The 19,643-nt window shown below is 35.6% G+C and carries 11 protein-coding genes; 7 read left to right on the top strand and 4 right to left on the bottom strand.

The window, feature by feature from the left end; genetic code table 11:
- The first annotated feature begins 6 nt into the window (after nt 1-6).
- Together H3R33_RS04985 and H3R33_RS04990 are read left to right on the top strand one after the other, a co-directional pair.
- A complete protein-coding gene (locus H3R33_RS04985; RefSeq protein ID WP_198184831.1) occupies nt 7-918 on the top strand; it encodes an AraC family transcriptional regulator in 912 nt (303 codons plus the stop codon).
- A gap of 113 nt (nt 919-1,031) precedes the next feature.
- Entirely contained in the window at nt 1,032-1,751 is a 720-nt protein-coding gene (locus H3R33_RS04990) for a GNAT family N-acetyltransferase (protein ID WP_198184830.1), read from the top strand.
- Between the two features lie 94 nt (nt 1,752-1,845).
- Here the strand turns inward: H3R33_RS04990 and H3R33_RS04995 are convergent, their stop codons facing one another.
- Nucleotides 1,846-4,491, bottom strand: a complete 2,646-nt coding sequence (locus H3R33_RS04995; protein ID WP_198184829.1) for a DEAD/DEAH box helicase family protein — start codon at nt 4,489-4,491, stop codon at nt 1,846-1,848.
- Between the two features lie 10 nt (nt 4,492-4,501).
- Nucleotides 4,502-6,370, bottom strand: a complete 1,869-nt coding sequence (locus H3R33_RS05000; RefSeq protein ID WP_198184828.1) for a site-specific DNA-methyltransferase — start codon at nt 6,368-6,370, stop codon at nt 4,502-4,504.
- Nucleotides 6,371-6,777: 407 nt separating this feature from the next.
- Here H3R33_RS05000 and H3R33_RS05005 point away from each other — a divergent pair, with 407 nt between their 5' ends.
- The 3 genes from H3R33_RS05005 (at nt 6,778) to dld (ending at nt 10,281) form a co-directional block, all read left to right on the top strand.
- Nucleotides 6,778-7,659 carry a bestrophin family protein gene (locus tag H3R33_RS05005; RefSeq protein WP_198184827.1) on the top strand — a complete coding sequence of 294 codons (882 nt, stop codon included), beginning with the start codon at nt 6,778-6,780 and terminating at the stop codon, nt 7,657-7,659.
- 97 nt (nt 7,660-7,756) lie between these two features.
- Complete coding sequence (locus tag H3R33_RS05010) at nt 7,757-8,344, top strand: CarD family transcriptional regulator (RefSeq protein WP_122123352.1); 588 nt, start codon at nt 7,757-7,759, stop codon at nt 8,342-8,344.
- A 206-nt stretch (nt 8,345-8,550) separates the two neighbouring features.
- Complete coding sequence (gene dld, locus H3R33_RS05015) at nt 8,551-10,281, top strand: D-lactate dehydrogenase (protein ID WP_198184826.1); 1,731 nt, start codon at nt 8,551-8,553, stop codon at nt 10,279-10,281.
- 144 nt (nt 10,282-10,425) lie between these two features.
- Here the strand turns inward: dld and H3R33_RS05020 are convergent, their stop codons facing one another.
- Nucleotides 10,426-14,706: a translocation/assembly module TamB domain-containing protein gene (locus H3R33_RS05020; RefSeq protein WP_198184825.1), complete on the bottom strand. Its 4,281-nt coding sequence runs from the start codon at nt 14,704-14,706 to the stop codon at nt 10,426-10,428.
- Nucleotides 14,706-16,745, bottom strand: a complete 2,040-nt coding sequence (locus H3R33_RS05025) for an autotransporter assembly complex family protein (RefSeq protein WP_232342131.1) — start codon at nt 16,743-16,745, stop codon at nt 14,706-14,708. Before H3R33_RS05025 ends, H3R33_RS05020 begins: the two co-directional genes overlap by 1 nt.
- A gap of 457 nt (nt 16,746-17,202) precedes the next feature.
- Between H3R33_RS05025 and H3R33_RS05030 the strand changes: the two genes are divergently transcribed.
- Together H3R33_RS05030 and miaB are read left to right on the top strand one after the other, a co-directional pair.
- Nucleotides 17,203-17,982, top strand: a complete 780-nt coding sequence (locus H3R33_RS05030; protein WP_198184824.1) for a 1-acyl-sn-glycerol-3-phosphate acyltransferase — start codon at nt 17,203-17,205, stop codon at nt 17,980-17,982.
- A 275-nt stretch (nt 17,983-18,257) separates the two neighbouring features.
- A complete protein-coding gene (miaB, locus tag H3R33_RS05035) occupies nt 18,258-19,640 on the top strand; it encodes a tRNA (N6-isopentenyl adenosine(37)-C2)-methylthiotransferase MiaB (RefSeq protein ID WP_198184823.1) in 1,383 nt (460 codons plus the stop codon).
- The last annotated feature ends 3 nt before the right edge of the window (nt 19,641-19,643 follow it).

Genomic DNA, 19,643 nt, shown 5'->3' on the forward strand with positions numbered 1-19,643 from the left:
ATTATAATGACACTCAATCAGTCTTCAGACAGTCAAACCGAATTATTTTATCAAAAAATAATCAATATTCTTGAACGACATGTAAAAACAACGGGTGCACATACCACCCTGATTAAAGATCTCAAACTTTTTAGACAAGAGACACCTCGTCAAGCATGTGCCTGTTTTTATCAACCGAGTATCAGTTTGTTATGCCAGGGTACTAAACAGATAATTATTGATAAAAATATCTTTCCATACGACAAACATCATTTGCTCATTACTTCTCTGGACATCCCTACGAACAGCCAAATAATGGAAGCATCCCCTATTAAACCCTGTTTTGGAATTTCCTTAAATTTGGAACGCAATATTATTGCTGAGTTAAGTACACAAATTGATCTTAGGAATTCAAACAAAACGAAATGTAGCAGTGTATCTATTTGCAGTGTTAATGTATCCTTTTTGGAACCCATGTACAGGCTTCTATCCTTAATGGATGAGCCCGAAACCATTCCAGTTCTTGCCCCGTTAGTCATCAGGGAAATTTACTATCGACTGCTAACCAGCAATACCGCACCAATTCTTTTACAGATTATAACAACTGGTAATACAGGATCTAATATCAGAAAAGCAATCGAATGGCTTAAACAAAATTATTCTCAACCCTTGAAAATAAGCCATCTTGCCAGTGCTGTTAACATGAGCCCCTCAAGCTTGCATCATCATTTTCGCCAACTAACCGGAAAAAGCCCGTTACAATATCAAAAATGGTTACGCGTTCATGAAGCAAAACGTCTGATGATCAATAATAATCTTAACGCTGCCACTGCTTCCTATCAGGTTGGTTATGAAAGTCCCTCACATTTTAGTCGTGATTACAAAGCCATATTTGGCAAGTCTCCCCAAAAAGATATAAAAAATTTTAATCAAATATAGTTTTTCATTCCAGAATGTCATTCTTTCGTATAGCTCCACTAAAAAAATGCTTATTCAATTTCTAACAGTAATTTTGCCTGACTGGAATTATTCTCCTCATAGAAAGGTCCACGATGTCGATCCGTTTTAATACTTATCAACAACCGATTGGTCAAGCTCTTCCTTCATGGAAAAAAGCAAAGCTTCCCAAAAAAGAAACAATCACGGGACAATATTGCCGGCTTGAACGCATAAATGTCAGACAACATGCTTTGCAACTTTATGATGCCTTTTTTAACGGTACTGATAAAGGGCTATGGACCTATCTTTTATCCGGTCCGTTTAATGATTTTAATGAATATCGGGAATGGCTACTTAAATTAGAAAATATCAAGGATCCATTTCATTATGCCATTCTTGACAAGAATTCCAATCAAGCAATCGGTTCAATTGCTCTCATGCGAATAGATCCAACAAATGGTGTGATAGAAATTGGTAGCGTTATTTTTTCTGGACGATTAAAAAAAACAACAATGGCCACGGAGGCAATCTATCTTTTAATGAAATATGCATTCGAGGAACTTGGTTATCGTCGTCTTGAATGGAAATGTGATACCTTAAATGCACCCTCTCGTGCTGCGGCATTACGCTACGGTTTCACATTCGAGGGAATATTCCGTCAAGCTTTGGTTATTCATGGCCGTAACCGGGATACAGCATGGTATTCAATTCTTGATCTTGAATTTCAAAAACTTTCCAAGGCATTTAATGACTGGCTTGATCCTGACAATTTTGATTCTGAAGGAATTCAGAAGAAATCCTTACAAAAATTGATGAATTATTATGTTAAATAAAAACATGTAATCAAATCAATACACAAACATACCGATTGTTAAAAAAAGACGATGAGTTGTAATTACCGTCTAATTACAAGATGTAATAATTATTTTAAATATGACTAAGATCTGAAACTTTCGTTACAACCTCATACCTAACATCATCCATAATTTTAAAATGTGCCTTGCCACATTTAATTTTCAATAGCTCACTTTTAGATAGTTTTGATAAATCAACAACATCATTTCCTGTATTTTTAGTCTCCACAACAAAATATATCTTTGCATCATTTTCAAACACTAATGCCCAATCAGGGTTATAATTTCCAATAGGCGTTTTTATTTTGAACCAATTTGGAAGTTTAAAATAATATTTAACTTGTTCACTAGTCTCACACTCTTTAGCAAACTGATTTTCTGTTTCTGAATCTAAAGGAACTATATTTTCATAAATGGTTTTGCCAGTATTTGTGACCTGAAAAGAATTGTCATTCATATAGATTTCAAGTTCTTTACTATCAAACAGCTTCATTTCATATTCAGTAAGCCCAACTTTTTGATACCGAATACCATTTATCATTAATTCCTGCATTTCTCTAGAAATAACATCACAAACCTTATCAAGAAAATCTTGAGGATTTTTGGAAATATCACCAATTCGTTCAGATTTTTTCAATATCTCTAAAATTGTTGTCCTCGTCAGTTGAGTTTTATTTTCAATATAAGCAAATATATCAGGAATATTTTTAGCAATTATTTGAGTTTTATTACGATCACTTGCTAAATAATTAGTCTGGATACCTTCTTCATCAATATTCAAAGATACCTTTTCCATATAAAGAATAGGTTCTGTTATTTTAGGTAAAATTTTGATAGCTTCGACAACTTTGTCTATTAATTGATTAGTATCATAATGAACACGATAGGTTGTTTTATATTTAATCTTATTCCATATTGCTAAAAATAACGGGTCTGCCTGAAAATTTTTTTTATAAATAACCTTCGTTCTTTGTGCCCTATCTTTAATCCGGCCTTGAAAATTAACGCCACAATCTTCTTCAATCTCACTTTGTAAAGCTTTTGCGAAATCATCATAAGATTCATTGGCAATAACCGTCAGACGATTAATATTTTTATCCCGTATTCTTTTCCCATCTTTATCAACGGCCAATCTCAATCCTCGCCCTATTTCCTGGCGTTTCTTCATTTCAGAGGTTGTTTCATTCAGAGTACATATTTGAAAAACATTAGGATTGTCCCAACCTTCTCTTAATGCAGAATGAGAAAATATAAACCGTAACGGCTCGTTAATATCTAAAAGCTTCTCTTTGTCTTTCATAATCAAACTATAGGTATCATCATCAGCTTGTGTATTGCCCTTGGTATCTTTTAATATTCCTTTTTTATCTTGGGAGAAATAACCATTATGCAATCGATCAAGTTCCTTATCTGAAATATCTTTTTTATAACATTTCTTGAATTCCTCTCTATAAATTTCCTCAAACCAAAGTGCATACTTACCTTTTACTGCTTGATTCTCTTCATAGTCTCGATAATTAGATACTTTATCCATAAAAAATAAAGATAAGACCTTTATACCATCTTTGCTTAATTTGGCTTCTTTAGCCAAATGCTCTTTGATCGTTCTTCGAATTTGGAATCTTTTAATATCATCTTTTGCATCATTGCCGTTTTCCAGCCCCTTATAGAGAGTAATACCGTTAGAAAAGGTAATGTTTTCATCTTGTACATTCATCTCATTAAGAATATATCCATCTTTATAAACCTCTCTGTGATTGGATAATTCAAATAAATCATCACCAACCTTTGCAGAAATGGTCTTTTTCTTTACACCAACCTTATCATTCACATGAATAGTAAGTTTAACAGAACAACTGGTTTTGGCTGTCTTAAAATCACCGACAAAAACATAAGCATCATTAAAAGCTGCATCACTGTAAATGGAATCAACTTCAATTTGCTTAACCAACCCCAGATCATAAGCTTTTACCGGATCAAGCTGATAGACACTATTATATTGATGCTTATGGGTTGCGGAATATCGTAGATGACATAAACCGTTTAAGCTTTTAATCGCTTCCTTCCGCTTTTCTGTCTCCATATTCTGAGGTTCATCAATAATCACAACAGGAGAGGTTGCCTGAATATATTCAATAAGCTTATGGCCTGTTTCATTGATTTTATTGATAACATTCTGATCTTTAGCAAATGAATCAATGTTCATAACGATGATTTCTATATTATTTCTTTGGGCAAAATCTTTGATATCAACAGGTCGCTTACTATTATAAATAGTATAATTCAGAGGCTCTCTTGCATAAATATTCTGGAAATGTGCGTGTGTTATTTCAAGACTTTTCTGAACGCCTTCACGAATAGCTATAGAAGGTACAACAATAATGAATTTACTAAACCCATAATGGGCATTGAGTTCATATATCGTTCTTAAATAAACATAGGTCTTTCCTGTGCCTGTTTCCATTTCAACAGAAAAATCCATACTGTCTAACGACCGAGATTTTGCAATACCGTTCTTTTCTTGAATTTCCTGTAAATTTTGAAAGATTTGCTCTTTATCAATATCCAAATTATTTTTTACCGCAATAATTGGATCATTATTTCCATTTGAATATAGGTTAAACCCTGCTGTATGCTTAGATTGCCCTTTAAACAACTCAACCACAGCAGATATCGCAGTTTTTTGATACTCTAAATTCGCTTCAAATTCTAACTTCATAACCAAACCCTTAGATTGTTTCGAACTTGATATCTGCATCTTGCATTTGTAATGCGGTATTTGTCTTTAATTGATCGTTATTCTTGAAAAGTTTATCCAGGGCAATAACCTTATTGGGATTTTCTTGAAGAACATTCTCAATAATTCTTTCATTCACCTCTTCAAGAAGCAAAACAAGGATGTTTTCATCATGATTTTCTTGGTCTGATATAGAATAGATATGATTATGATGCTTGATATGACTATTTAAATCCTTGCCATTTTTAAGCATTAATTCGTAAACCATATTTTCTGTTGAAGCATCTTCCGCAATGGGATCAACGTGAAGATCTAATTGTTCATCAAGTTTTTCACTGGATATATCGGTTCGCCATTCTCTAAAGTTGCTATCAGAAACTTTTAAGACTTTGAATCCAATATCAAGCTGATCAATATTTTCTTTATCCTTATTGTCTTCCTTGATCTTTTTACCTGCTCTTCGAATGCGTTCCTTGGCAATATCAGCAATGGTCTTATATCCAGCTTTAAAGGCCTCTGACTTTTCATCACATATTTCTGGTAATTGAATAGAGATACATTTGCGATGACCTCCATCCTCAGCATTCAATTGCATCACCGCATGGGCTGTCGTTCCACTACCCGCAAAAAAATCTAGGATAATTGAATCTTTCTCAGCACTATCTACTAATTGTAAAGCTTTTAAAATTAATTTACATGGCTTTGAAAAATCAAATAATTTACACCCCATTAAATCTTCTAAATTTTTACTTGCTTCATCAGTAGTTCCTGCATCATTTCTGCCCCACAAATTTACTGGAACCATACCATTTTTCATTTCATCAAGAAATTTTTTTAATCTTGGATAAGTATTGTAACCATTCTTTCCCCAGTATAATTTATTTTCTTTTACGTGTTTTAAATATGTTTCTTTTTCATATTTCCACGCATGAGTAGGGTGCCTAACTTTTTCTTTCGTAAATGGATTTTCAATTTCATATACAAGATTAGGTCTTTGACTTTTTGTAGCAGGATTTACATAAGAAACGCTAGTCCAATCGCCTCTAATATCATTATCTGGATTGTCATATATTGAATCGGCTTTTTCATTTCTTTTTTCTCTGAGCTCTGATAGTAACTCACTTCTTCTAAAACAAAATAAATACTCTACTAAACTAGCAAACATTTTAGAATTGTTACTTCTTGTAAACCTTTTTTCCCAAACTATACAAGCAACAAAATTTTCCTCTCCAAAAATTTCGTTCATTAACAAACGTAAATTATGAACCTCATTATCATCTATAGAAATGAAAATGACGCCATCATCTCTAAGTAAGTTCTTGGCAAGATATAATCTTGGCATCATCATGTTAAGCCAATTGCTATGATATTGCCCATTTTCTTTCCTGTTTTTCTTAAAAACAGAATTTTGTATTAAATATCCATCCTCATCTTTATCCCCCACATTTTTTTGATAGTCCTCAAGGTTTTCTTTGAAACGGTCCGGGTAAATAAAAGAGTCATTACCCGTGTTATACGGAGGATCAATATAAATCATCTTAACTTTGCCAAAATAACTTTTTTGGAGTATTTTCAAAGCTTCTAGGTTATCGCCCTCAATGAATAAATTCTCTGTCTTATCAAAATCAACGGATTCATTTTTGTCTGGGGAGAATGTTTTAGATGTCGGTTCTTGCAATACTTTATAAGCATTACTCTTACCCGCCCAATTCAAAACATAACGTTCATTTTTAATATTAATATCTTCTCCCAAAGATAATTTTAGCTTTTCCCAATCAACCCTACCTTCCGTAAAAACCTCTGGCAGTAATTGTTTTAGTTGTTCTAATTTTTCTTGTTGCGGAGACAAAGAATTCTTCATTTAAATAATTAACCCTTTAATAAAAAATCCCCTTATGAATGGAGAATTTTTTAAACAAACTTGATTGTATACTAATTTTTTTACTACAATATATATCCGGTTTGAATTCTACATACAAAAATAGCTTAATTTAGCATCAAAACACAAATTAAACATGTTTTAGTATTATAATTATACAGATTTAAAATCAGCATAATTTTATAAGATTATTTAAATCAATTCAAAATGTTTATACTCGTTTTTTGTCTAGTTTTTGGTGATTTTATGCGCTTGAAAGTAAATCAGCTATTTTCTTAATCTTATCAATTTTTAAAGAAAAAATACAATCAACAAAAATAAACCATAGTTTTCCATTAATTTATTTAATAAAATCAATAACTATCCATTATAATGATGAAAATTATACTATGATTGTAAACCCGAAACGTGGACTTCTTTTTCTTATACAGACAAGTTTTAAACCTTTACTCATTTTATTTATTTGGGACATGCTAGTCGTCATTGGATATAAAATTTTTAATCTACACTGGTTTGATCAATCCGCATTACCAACCGCCCTGATTGGATCTGTGCTCGTCCTTTTTATGAATTTCAGAAACAATACGGCATATAATCGATGGTGGGAGGCACGTATACATTGGGGGTCAGTCACAAATAACTGTCGATCATTTGCCAGACAATGCATAAGTATTCTCGATAGCAAACCCGAGCTTATATATGCCATGGCCGGATATGCATACAGTCTATCCTATCATTTAAGAGGTAAAAATTCCCTGACCAGCTATAATGTTAAAAAAATATTGCCCCATTCCATTCAAACCTATATTAAAAATCAGCGCAACCAGCCTAATGGCATTCTCGTTCAGATCGGCTATATGGTAACCCAGGAAAGCCGCCAAAAAAATATTGACGGTGCCCTTCACTCTCAAATCGACAGAATTTTATCTGACTTGGCCAATGCACAAGGTGCCTTGGAAAGAATTAAAAATACACCCTTATCAATCCAGTTTTCCACCCTGCCCCGTTTACTAAGTGAAGTTATCTGCATCATTCTTCCTTTTTCAATGGTGGATACACTTGGGTGGATCACACCATTAGGGTCCGCACTTGTGGGTTTTTTATTTTTGGCTCTGGACCGAATTGGAAATGATTTGCAAGATCCCTTTGATGAAAGTCCGCATTCCTTGCCCATGTTAACAATGTCACGCAGCATCGAGATCGATTTGCTTGAACAAATCAATCAATCTTCTCAACGCCCTATTCCTTCCATTAACGGAATTCAATGGTAAATTAAAATAAAATACCTATATATACACATTATATAAAATTTTGCCTTTTCTAAAATATCAAATGACAATTTATCCTGAATATGGTATAGTATATTAAATGAGTGTATTGAAAAATTCTTCCAAAGGTGGTGTAACCGACGAAATGGCTCAAGCAGCCGTCGCAGAAACCGCCGCACAACAATCCAATAGTAAAACCTCTTTTCCTTTTCAAGAAGGCGATGCCATTGTCTATGCTGCACATGGTGTAGGCCGAATTGATCGTATTGGCGTGGAAGAGATTGCAGGCACGAAACTGGAAATGATCCAGATCTCTTTTCCAGATAATCAGATGACCCTGCGTATCCCTTTAGATAAAGCAAAAAAAGCTGGATTACGCAAAATTGCTTCCCGTGAAATTGTCGGAAAAGCCATGTCAATTATTAAAAGCAAGCCGCAAACCAGCAAAGGTATGTGGGCAAGACGGGCTTTGGTTTATCAGGAAAAAATCAATTCTGGTGATCTGATGCAGATTGCTGAAGTTTTAAGGGATCTACGCAGAAATGCTGACAGTCTCGATGGCAGTTTTAGCGAAAGAAAACTATTTGAAGCGGCTCAAGACCGTTTTGTAACCGAGGTGGCCGTTTTGGAATCAAAAAAACCAGAAGACGTTCTCAACGAATTAACAAACGTGATGAAAACAGCTTAGAATTTATCAATTGATCATTACAATTACAATGAAAGGAGAGTTACTCTCCTTTTTTTTCATGTCTTTATTTATAATAAATGAATATATAATGACATTTTGTTATCCTTTACAAATGATATTAAACGAGTATGATAAAAGGCTTATTAACTATTTATAAAGGTTATTAGAACCTGAATAATTTTTAGATTGTCAAAAGCGTATACAAAATGTTTTTTCAAAAAAAATCGATTTCTGCCTCTCATAATACATCCAATCAAAATTTGATTGCTCAATTAACAAAAATATCTGGAAGCAGAAACGTTATAACTGACCCATCCAAAATGGGATTATATTGTAATGGTTTTCGATATGGATCAGGGAAAGCAATCGCAATTGTAACGCCAGAGCATATTTTGGATCAGTGGAATGTTGTCAAGGCCTGTATAGAATCAAATGTAATAATTATCATGCAGGCCGCCAATACTGGATTGACCGGTGGATCTACCCCCGATGGCAATGATTATGATCGTGACATTGTCATTATTAACACCATGAAAATGAAAAAAATTTATGTGATTAATAATGGTGAGCAGGTAATATGTCTTCCCGGGGCGACTTTAAATGAACTTGAACAAAAATTAAGGCCCTATCATCGTGATCCTCATTCTGTAATCGGATCATCTTGCATCGGTGCTTCAGTTCTTGGAGGAATAAGCAATAATTCTGGTGGAGCATTGGTTCAGCGAGGCCCCGCCTATACCGAGATGGCCCTTTATGCCCAATGTAACAAAGAGGGTAAATTAGAACTTGTTAATCATCTTGGCGTTGAGTTGGGTAACACACCTGAGGAAATTCTGGGACGACTTGATCACGGTAATTTTGATCATGAATTGATAAAACAATCTGATAAATGCTGTTCAGACCATCATTATAGGGATCATGTCTGCGAAGTTGATGCCCCTACACCCGCCCGTTATAATGCCGATCCCAATCATTTATATGAAGCCTCTGGATGTGCCGGTAAACTCTCAATTTTTGCTGTACGCCTTGATACATTTCCACAGGAAAAGGAAACAAGAGTTTTTTATATCGGTACAAACGATCCAAATGATCTTACCAATATTCGATATAATATGCTCAGCAAGAAAATAGTTCCCATATCCGGTGAGTATATCCATCAAGATGCTTACAATATTGCCGCTATTTACGGAAAAGATACATTCATTTTTATAAATTGTCTGGGTACTGCACATATTCCACAATTATTCTCCCTGAAAAACAAATTTGATTTTATTACAAATAAAATCCCGTTTTTCCCAAAACATTTCAGTGACAAGGCAATGCAGTTTTTTAGCAAATTATTTCCCCAGCATTTGCCGGAACGAATGAACGAATATGCAAAAAAATATGAACATCATTTGCTATTGAAAGTGGGCAAAAAAGAAATTGAACCTGTTCGTTCCCATTTAAAATCTTATTTTAAGGAAAAAACATCGGGAAGCTTTTTTGAATGCAATGCCGAAGAAGGTCGCAAAGCATTCCTGCATCGCTTTGCCGTAGCAGGCGCTGCTGTTCGTTACAGGAATGTCCATACGGATACGGTTGAAAATATTCTGGCCATTGATGTTGCCCTACGCCGTAATGATAAAGAATGGGTGGAACATTTGCCTGAAGAAATAAAAGAACCAATTCTCCATAAATTATATTACGGTCATTTCTTTTGTCACGTTTTTCATCAGGATTATATTATTCAAAAAGGATATGATGTATTTGCACTTGAAGAAAAAATGTTGAGAATTCTTGATCAAAGAGGAGCGGAATATCCCGCTGAACATAATGTCGGTCATCTTTACCCAGCCAAAGATCCTTTGAAGAATTTTTACAAAGATCTTGATCCTTGCAATACTTTCAATCCTGGCATTGGAAAAACTAGCAAATTAAAAAACTGGAAAGAATAACAGCTTTAAGAAAAAAAGACGCTTGAATAATCATACTGTTTCAAAACATATTCAAATCATCTTTTTTTAATGTTAAATAAGCGAATTCCTGATTAGTTTATAAATTCTTGATATCAAATTAAAATTAATATTTTCTAATTTACCTTAATAATCAAACTCATAAAGCAATCCCACGTTACTACCTGGATCATTATCTGGGGTAACAAATCTTGAATTGTCTTTTCCCGTACCAACCGTTGCAGTAGCTTTCAAGTGTTTGGTGATATCAATCTGCATCTCGGCCTGTGTACCTGCATTCCCTGTAGATTGTTTGGCACCAATATAAACACCTTTTGCCACATACTTCCCTGCCGCAACACTTGCCCCATTATTGGAGCCTCCATTTTCATTGCTACGACTCCCCCCTCCTAAAGAAAGTCGATCCAATCCAAGGCTTTTTCTCACGGTACCCAAGGGATCAATCCCTGCACTTTGTCCACCCAACGTTGCCAATGCCAATCCTATTTCTGCCATTTGGGTTGCCGAAAGACTTTGTGAATCAACACCAAATAATAGAATGGCTAGAACCCTGTCTTGTGACAATGGAGGGGAAGAGGTTAACGTGATTTTGGGTGAACTTGCAAAACCTGTAATCAATAATCTGGCCGTGTTTCCTTCAACCGTTTTTTTTACCTCAAAATCCAGAGAGGGATCAATCTTGCGATCTACATTACTTCCCTGAAACCCGATCACACCCCTTGTGAAATCCAATGATATTCCTGAAAGATCAATATGACCGTTTTGCATTTTCATTCCCCCCGCAACTGAAGGCGCATCAGCTGTTCCAGTGATATGCAATGCGCCTGCCATATCTGTAAACAGTCCGAAACCTTGAACCAAGATTTGACCGGCAGATTTAATGGTTAAATCCAAACCGATAATGGGTCCTGGAAGATTTGGCCTGCTTTCTGTTTCAATCTTGTCACCTGGACGAATTACTTTTAATGGAACAACAGAACTTGAAATAGAATGCGGTATATTAATCTCGGCATGTTTGATCCGAATTATTCCCTTCATATCAATTTTTGATTTTGCCATTCCACTAACATCGATATCGCCATCAAGAATGGCTGTCAACAAATCACTAACCAATGGACGGGCATTTTTCATATTCATATGCAAGCTTACCGGAATACCCGGTTGAAAAACTCCAATTTGTCCATTGGCATATATATCCCCATGTCCCGCCTTGGCAGTAAGTGATTCAAGGGTTATATGATCTTTTTTCCCGACAAGCTTTGCCTGTATATCCTGAATACTTGTCCCTTGTGCGTAATCTCTAAAACTTCCTTTGAAAAGCTGTACAGTTCCATTAACAATCGGTTCCATAAAACTACCCGCAATTTGCATGGCAAGATTGATATTGCCCTTGACTTGCTGACCATAGGCACCCGCAATCGCATTTCCCAATCCCAAATCAATTTTCCCTTCGAGATTCAAATCCATCTTACCATTTGAATTTAAAGGTATTAAACCATTCATATTCAAATCAAATTTCTTTCCCATCTGTAAATGCGTATGCGTTTGGGCATTTTTACCCATCAAATTTGTCCGAGAAATCAATTGTGCAACAGGTAGAGAGGCGGCTTCTCCTGTAAGCATTTTAATATTCGTTGCATTAATTTGAATTGAACCTGTGGGTTTTTCCAACGTCCCTTTTAACCTGGCCTGGGCATCCAAGGTTCCATTAGCCTGTAACTGAAGTAAAAAAGGTTTTAAAATGGCAGGAGTCACATTTTGAATACTAGCATTCAAATTTAATGTTGGCATAATTACTCCAGCCAAATCGATAATGGCCAAGGGCGCATTTGGAGGAGCCAAGGTTAAACGAAAATGATCTATGGCTATTTTCTCCCCAAAATCCACCTTGGCTGGAGCAGTCAGGTGTATATTTTCACCTTTTGCCAATGCATTTAGTTTTTGCAAAAAAACATTTTTTTTCTTCAAATCCAACACTAGTGCTGTATCAAATGCACCTTTACTTTGCATTAATGAAGGAAAATCAGCATTTGCCACTACTTTCAAGTTATCGATAAAACCATTGGCACTTAACCGGATATTACCTTTTGCCTGTGGAAGCTGAAAATCCGAAATTTGCGCTTTTAAATTGATTAAGGATTTGTCTAATGGATGATCAATATAACCCGTTAAAAGCAAATTATTGAACCTGTAATTAGGCATATTCACTTTGCTGCTTGCATTAACGAATAATTTTTGGTTTGTATGCGGTGAGGAATGGATTTGTAAGGCAAGATTGCCTTCAATATTCTGTCGAACCAATTTTTTAAAATCGGCCAGTCGAGTTATTTTTATATCAAGGTTACCATTAGGAATTATATTTTTACCGGAAATACAAAAATCAGCGAGACCATTCAAGGATCGCCAATTCAATTTTCTTAAATTAAAATAATAATTATCAGTATTTTTCTTTTTACTTGCCAACAGTTCCATTTCTATCGGTGAACGGTCAAGATTTCCATTCAAGGATACCAAAAGCGTTGGTAGCGCAAATAAATGATTCAGCTCAGCCTTCATTTTTAAATCGCTTGGCGCTATTGCATAATCTCTTTTTGATGATGTTTGAAATTTAGTGGCCATTTCAAATTTCAAACCCAGATCTTTCAAAGATCCATCAGCTTTTAAAACCGCCTTTCCCTGACCCGTCAATAACGGGGAAAGTGCCATAAGATTATCTATATTAAGATTAACAACCGCCCTGACCTGTTGATCCAATAAATGTCCATTACCTTGAATTGATAAATTTTGACCTGATATTGTCAAATTATCCAAATAGATATCAGGTTTTTCTTTATGGAAAATACGTGCATGAATGCCAAGATGTCCCTTGGATCCAACCATATTTACTATTTCAGGTAATCCTTGATTGACCTGTATGGGACCATCCAAATCAAATAAAATTGGATTATCTGCATGCTCTGGCATTGTAAAAGCAAGATTGAATACTGATTGACCTCCCAACCTAACACCTGTCAATTCGGCTATATCACTTAAATGTGGTAGAGCCAGATCAATTGATCCTTTTAAGACAGGGTGAAAAAAGATATGTCCCACAGCCTTCACAAGGTCATGTTGAACTCGAAAATCAATTGATTGTTCAGGTTCATTTATTCCATATACAGCATCTGCTATAATTGGGACTTTGGCAAACATCATTGGATGTTTTCCGGGAACACGCAACCCCTCTGCAATTAAATGTATATGGGCTCTATCGATTTGCCTTGAATTTATGGCTTGCAAATCATCATTTTGCTCTCCCGAAAAAGAAACAATAAGATTATTCAAAAACGTTTTACCAGCCGCTAGATTGACCAGTTTGAATTTTCCCTGACCGATTGGTTTTGTCAATAATCCAGTCAATCTGGCATCTAGATCCCATCCATCCCAATGAATTTGCGGATTCAAGGTCACTGCTGGAGAATGACCGGATAAATCAACATTCATTTTTGAATGATTAAGGTCAATATGTCCATTTTCCCTTAAATACGTCTGATTTGATTTCAGTTCCATTTTTGTATTCAATGAATCAAACGGTCCATCAAGCGACAAATTAAATGATAAGGGAGTTAATTGATCGGACTTTAATAAACGTTCAAGAATTCCATCTGGATTGGATTTTGCCAAAAAAGTTAACTGTCCTTTTGAAACCTGATGATTTTTAACTGTTAACTTCAAGGAAAGATTTGTTGATTTATTAAGTTCTTCACCATCAAGCTCCAGATTTGTGTCAGGCAATGCATTCAGTTTAAATTCATCTAGAAAGAATAATATATTAGAAGTCGATAGTTTTCCGTTAACCTTTAAATCTAACGTTTTTGAAAAAATTGTCTGAGCAAGATGCAATTTATTAATTTGTAAATGGTTAATCGAGGCAAACAACCATAAAAATGACAAATCGGATGATGTGGAATATGATGCGTCTGGTGATTGTGTGGATTTTGGTAAATCCTCAATATCAATTTCTTCAGCCAAAAGACTTTGAATAAATAATTTTTTATACAGTAATTCAAAAAAAGACCAATCAAGTTTGACTTTTTTTAATATTAACCACGGTTTATCCGTTGATGGCAATTTTTTCAACGTGATTTCTTCAACAATCAGATGATTAGGAAAATTCCCGTGAATTCCCTTAACATTTATGGAATGATCGGTCCAAACATCAATTTTATCTGAAAGAAATTCTTTTCCACTCTGCGTATTAAGATAAATGAATAATGCAAAAACCATAGCTACAAGCAATATGAGTATGCTTGCCAGAAACCATAATATACCCTTGATTATAGAATATTTGACTTTTCTAACCTTTATATTCCTTGATACTTTGTCAATGGATTGCTTCTTTTCAGGTTCCTTACTAGATTGAGACATTAAAAAGTTTCCCCCAAACCTATATAAACTTCGAACCGATCTCCTCGATATGGTCGCTTAACGGGTACTGCGATATCTAAACGTATGGGCCCCATGGGCGTATAATATCGAAATCCACCACCAACACCTACCTGAACCTTCCCCTCAAAAGGCATACTGTCACTGCTGACCTGACCGGCATCAATAAAGGCTTGGGCACCAAATTGTCCAAGTATTCTTTGCCGGAATTCAGCCGTTCCCGTATCCATTGCCTTTCCCCCTTTTGCATATTTACTCCCCTTAAATTGAGGACCGACACCCTGGAAACGGAATCCTCTTACAGTTGAAGTACCTCCTGCGTATAAACGTTGGTCAGGAGGAAGATTCATTCGTGAGGCCCCTTGAATACTGCCAATGTTTCCACGAAATGCAAAAATTGAACGACCAGGTTTCGTTAATCCCAGATGCGTTAAATCAAAATAGGTAGAGGCTGTTCCTTGCATGATTGCAAAAAATATAGTCTTGTCTCCAAAAGATTCCGTCGGCGTTATAGATACAGACGCTTTCATTCCGTGATCTGGAGACATCATTGGATTGACCAAGTCCGTTCCATCATATGCCGCACCCAGTGGAAGGTTGATCATGGTATAATTGTTTCTTTCACCTCGCTGAATAATATGTTCTTGTATTCCACCCAAATAAGCTGACATGCTCCAGCGTTTACCAAATTTTCTTGTCATTCCAACCTTTGCAAGAAACGCTGTTTGATTATACGAGTACAGCTTCTGTTTTACAGCTTCAATACGTGCATTAAAATCCTGGTTACGATGTCCAAAATCAGGTTTGGTAAAATCCGCATACACATCATATCCCAGTCCCCGTTGGGCTGTTCCTGCTATACCCGTCGCTATGGCTGCCAATTTTAACTGTTCGGCATTACCAAATATGTTATGATGCGTCCATTTTGCACCTAACCTTCCTCCAAGATCCGTCGAATATCCCGCTTCAACACTTACGGTTCTTCGTTTAGCCTCCTTAAAGGTTATGGTTAATGGTATTCGACCCGATTGATCAACATGATCTGCAACGTGCATATCAATACTCGAAAAAACACCAGTTGAAGAAAGATCCATGCGTGCGTTTTCAATGGTTGAGGGTTGATATAACTGTCCAGCATGCAATAACAACCGGCGACGAATATATTTCGCGTTGACCTTTTTCAAACCTTTGAAATCGATATCACCTATGTCCACTACAGGACCCATATTCATACCAAAAACAACATTCAAGGTTTTATTGTCTGGATGCAGATAGGCAACGGGCTCTCCCATTTTAGCCAAGGCATGTCCCTCTTCCTGCAACCCCTTGATCAGTTTGTCCCGAGCGGCAACGATATCAGCGGAAACGGCAGGATCACCAATTTTCAATCCGAATTCCCTTTGCTGCTTAGCTGATAACTGGATGATTTCATTTTTTTGTAAGTTCTTGAACTCTAACTGACCTATGCGATATTGGGATCCCTTTTGGATATGAACAATAATGATAACATCCTGCTGGACAGGCACTTTATCAATAAAATTTGGTAAATCCGTACTTGCACCATCAATTATTCCATTGGCAATGATATCTTTTTCATGTTTGAATATATCATCGGATTGCTCTCTTTTATTCAATTTTACATTTTTTTGATTATGTAACGCAGCCGCAGTTCCAACCTTGATACTGATTTTCGCATCATAATATCCGAAACTGTCCATAGCATTTTTAAAACGGGCATAATCACTTTTAATTCGACCAGCCAACGCAAACGCATTTACAGCATTTGTTTTTTGTAAAGTAACCAAATTGGATGTGTTTGACAAAACTTTATCAATTGTCTCATTTCCTGTTGAATATATTTTCACTCTATAATATTGAGGATCTGCAGCCACTCCCTGCTTAAAACAGCTCAAAATAAATAACACTATGAATATGAAATAATCACGAATGCCTAATTTTCTATTATCACCTTTATATTGTATGGATTTTTCGTTTTCAAACCAAAACCACAAAGATGACAAAACGCATATTCCCTATAGTATACTGAATAAAATTGGATTTTATAAAAAGTATTTTCTTTTATAAAAATTAAAGGAACTCTTCAAAAGAAAAATACATTAAAATAAAAAAACGCCAAAAATTTGGTAAATTATTTTAAATTTTTCTTTATGAATAAATCTTGTCGTTACACATATTTTCAGATAACAATTATAAAGCCCGTGATTATTACTTTTATATTACAATACTGAGAAAACTGTATTTTATTTTTTGTTAAAATTATGAATTTTGTTATTTATGTTATCCAAAATTAAGAATATTATTCTTCAGTCAAATAATAAAAAAATTAAAGATAGGTCACGTATAGGTTTCAATTCATTATTTGACAATAATGAAAATGCAGTTAATACCTATAATCCTAAATTTTTGAAAAAAATTAGGGCAATACTCAGAATCTTCACCATTTTGGGATGGACTGGAATGGCTATTCCAGTACAATCAATCTTTGTCAAACTCCCTGGAAAATTAAAAACCAATTTTGCAAGGTATTATTGGTATATTGTGGGAAAATTACTGGGGCTACGCCTTCATACCTTCGGCAAGATTATTGCCTTGGACTCAAAAAAAGGACAGGATCGTCCAATCTTATACATTGCCAATCATTGTTCATGGCTGGATATCGTCACTATAGGCGGATTATTGCCTGGATGTTTTGTTGCAAAAAAGGAGGTCGGAACCTGGCCTCTTATCAGTATTTTATGTAAACTTGGCCGCGTTTCCTTTGTCAGCAGACAACGACACTCAACAGCTAAAGAACAAATTGAACTACAATCAAGATTAAGAAACAATGATAGCCTAATCTTATTTCCAGAAGGCACCTCTTCTGATGGATCGCATTTATACCCTTTTATGTCCTCTTTTTTTGCATTGGCAAAACCCCATGGTAAGAACACCACAACTTATAAAACACCCATTATTCAACCAATCTCAATTACATATGATCGTTTGGACATGTTACCTGTCAACAGGTTCACCCGACCCATTTACTGCTGGTATGGTGATATGGAATTGGCACCACATTTATGGAATCTCAGTCAATATTCCGATATGCATGCATCCGTTATTTTTCATGATCCTTTATATCCAGAAAATTTCAAGACCCGTAAACATCTTGCGCAGGAAACCTGGGATATTATTGCCAAGGGTACTGTTGCATTAAGATCAAACCATTCTAAAGATGAAATAAAGAAAATAATTTAATATTTTCTATCCGATAAAATATGAATTACGATTTATCATACCTGTATTAAATTATATAAATGTTAATGAACTAATTCAATTTTTTCTTGCAACATTTCTTGATATACAAAATATTAATTCATATTTAAATAATAAAAACCTTTTACTTATCTTCAATTTGAATATTAATTTTCATATATTAATGGATAAATAGCTTGTATCTATTCCTGTCTTTTTATAAAAAGTGTATTTTATTGTAATTCAAAAATATCCTAATACCAAGGCCAAATCCTGATATGGTTCAACGAGACTTTACTTTGACAAATGCAAATTTAGATAATGAAACATCACGGCGATATCTGCATATAATCACATGGGGATGTCAAATGAATGTTTATGACAGCAACCGAATGGTCGATTTGCTGCGTCCATTAGGATACAAAGTAACGGATAAAGCTGAAAAGGCGGATGTTCTCATTCTTAACACTTGCCATATACGCGATAAAGCCACTGAAAAGGTTTTTTCAGAACTAGGACGTTTGAAACAGATAAAGGAATATCGTAATCAGCTGGGGAACCCCACCCTTATAGCAGTGGCTGGATGTGTAGCTCAGGCTGAGGGGAATATCATTCTTCAGAGGGCTCCCTATGTTGATATCGTGTTAGGTCCTCAAACTTATCACCGTCTTCCAAAAATGATTTTGGAAGTGGCCCGGCAATCGGGGAATATAATCGAAACCGATTTTCCTGTTGAAAGCAAATTTGATTTTTTGCCCATACCTCAGGAAAATACAGGTTACAGTGCTTTCTTAACAATTCAAGAGGGATGTGACAAATTTTGTTCATTCTGTGTTGTTCCCTATACACGTGGTGCCGAAGTCAGTCGTCCAGTTCAGGCAATTCTTGATGAAGCTACTCATCTTTGCAGTATTGGCGTAAAGGAAATCACTTTACTGGGTCAAAACGTCAATGCCTATCATGGAGAGGGTCCTGACGGAAACATTTGGAATCTGGCTCGTCTCGCAGAAAAACTTTCAACATTACCAGAATTAAGCCGTATTCGTTACACTACTTCCCATCCAAGGGATATGGATGACAGCCTTATCAACGCACATCGTGATTTACCTGCGTTAATGCCATTTCTGCATTTGCCGGTTCAGTCCGGATCAGACCGTATTCTCAAGGCCATGAACCGTGGGCATACAGCTGATGAATACCGTAAGATTATTGATAAATTGCGCAAGGCACGTCCTGATATTGCTTTATCTTCAGACTTTATTGTCGGTCATCCTGGTGAAAACCTGAAAGATTTTGAAGATACCATGCAGCTTGTCCGTGACGTTCAGTTTTCACAAACTTTTTCCTTTAAATATTCCCCCCGACCCGGAACGGCTGCCTCTATTTCCATGAATCAGGTTAGGGAAGAAGAAAAAGATGCTCGTCTTCAGGCCTTACAGGCTTTGTTAAGAGAACAGCAAGATCAATTTAACCAGAATACGGTCGGACGTACCATTCCCATCCTTTTTGTTGGTAAAGGTCGAAAACAAGGTCAGATAACGGGAAAATCCCCCTATTTGCAAGCGGTTCACATTCAGGGTGACACATCGCTAATCGGTCGGGAATGTCAAGTTAGAATTGATAAATCTTTGACAAATTCGCTTTCAGGAACATTAGTTTAAAAA

Source organism: Commensalibacter sp. B14384M2, from assembly GCF_016101865.1.
Lineage (GTDB): Bacteria > Pseudomonadota > Alphaproteobacteria > Acetobacterales > Acetobacteraceae > Commensalibacter > Commensalibacter melissae.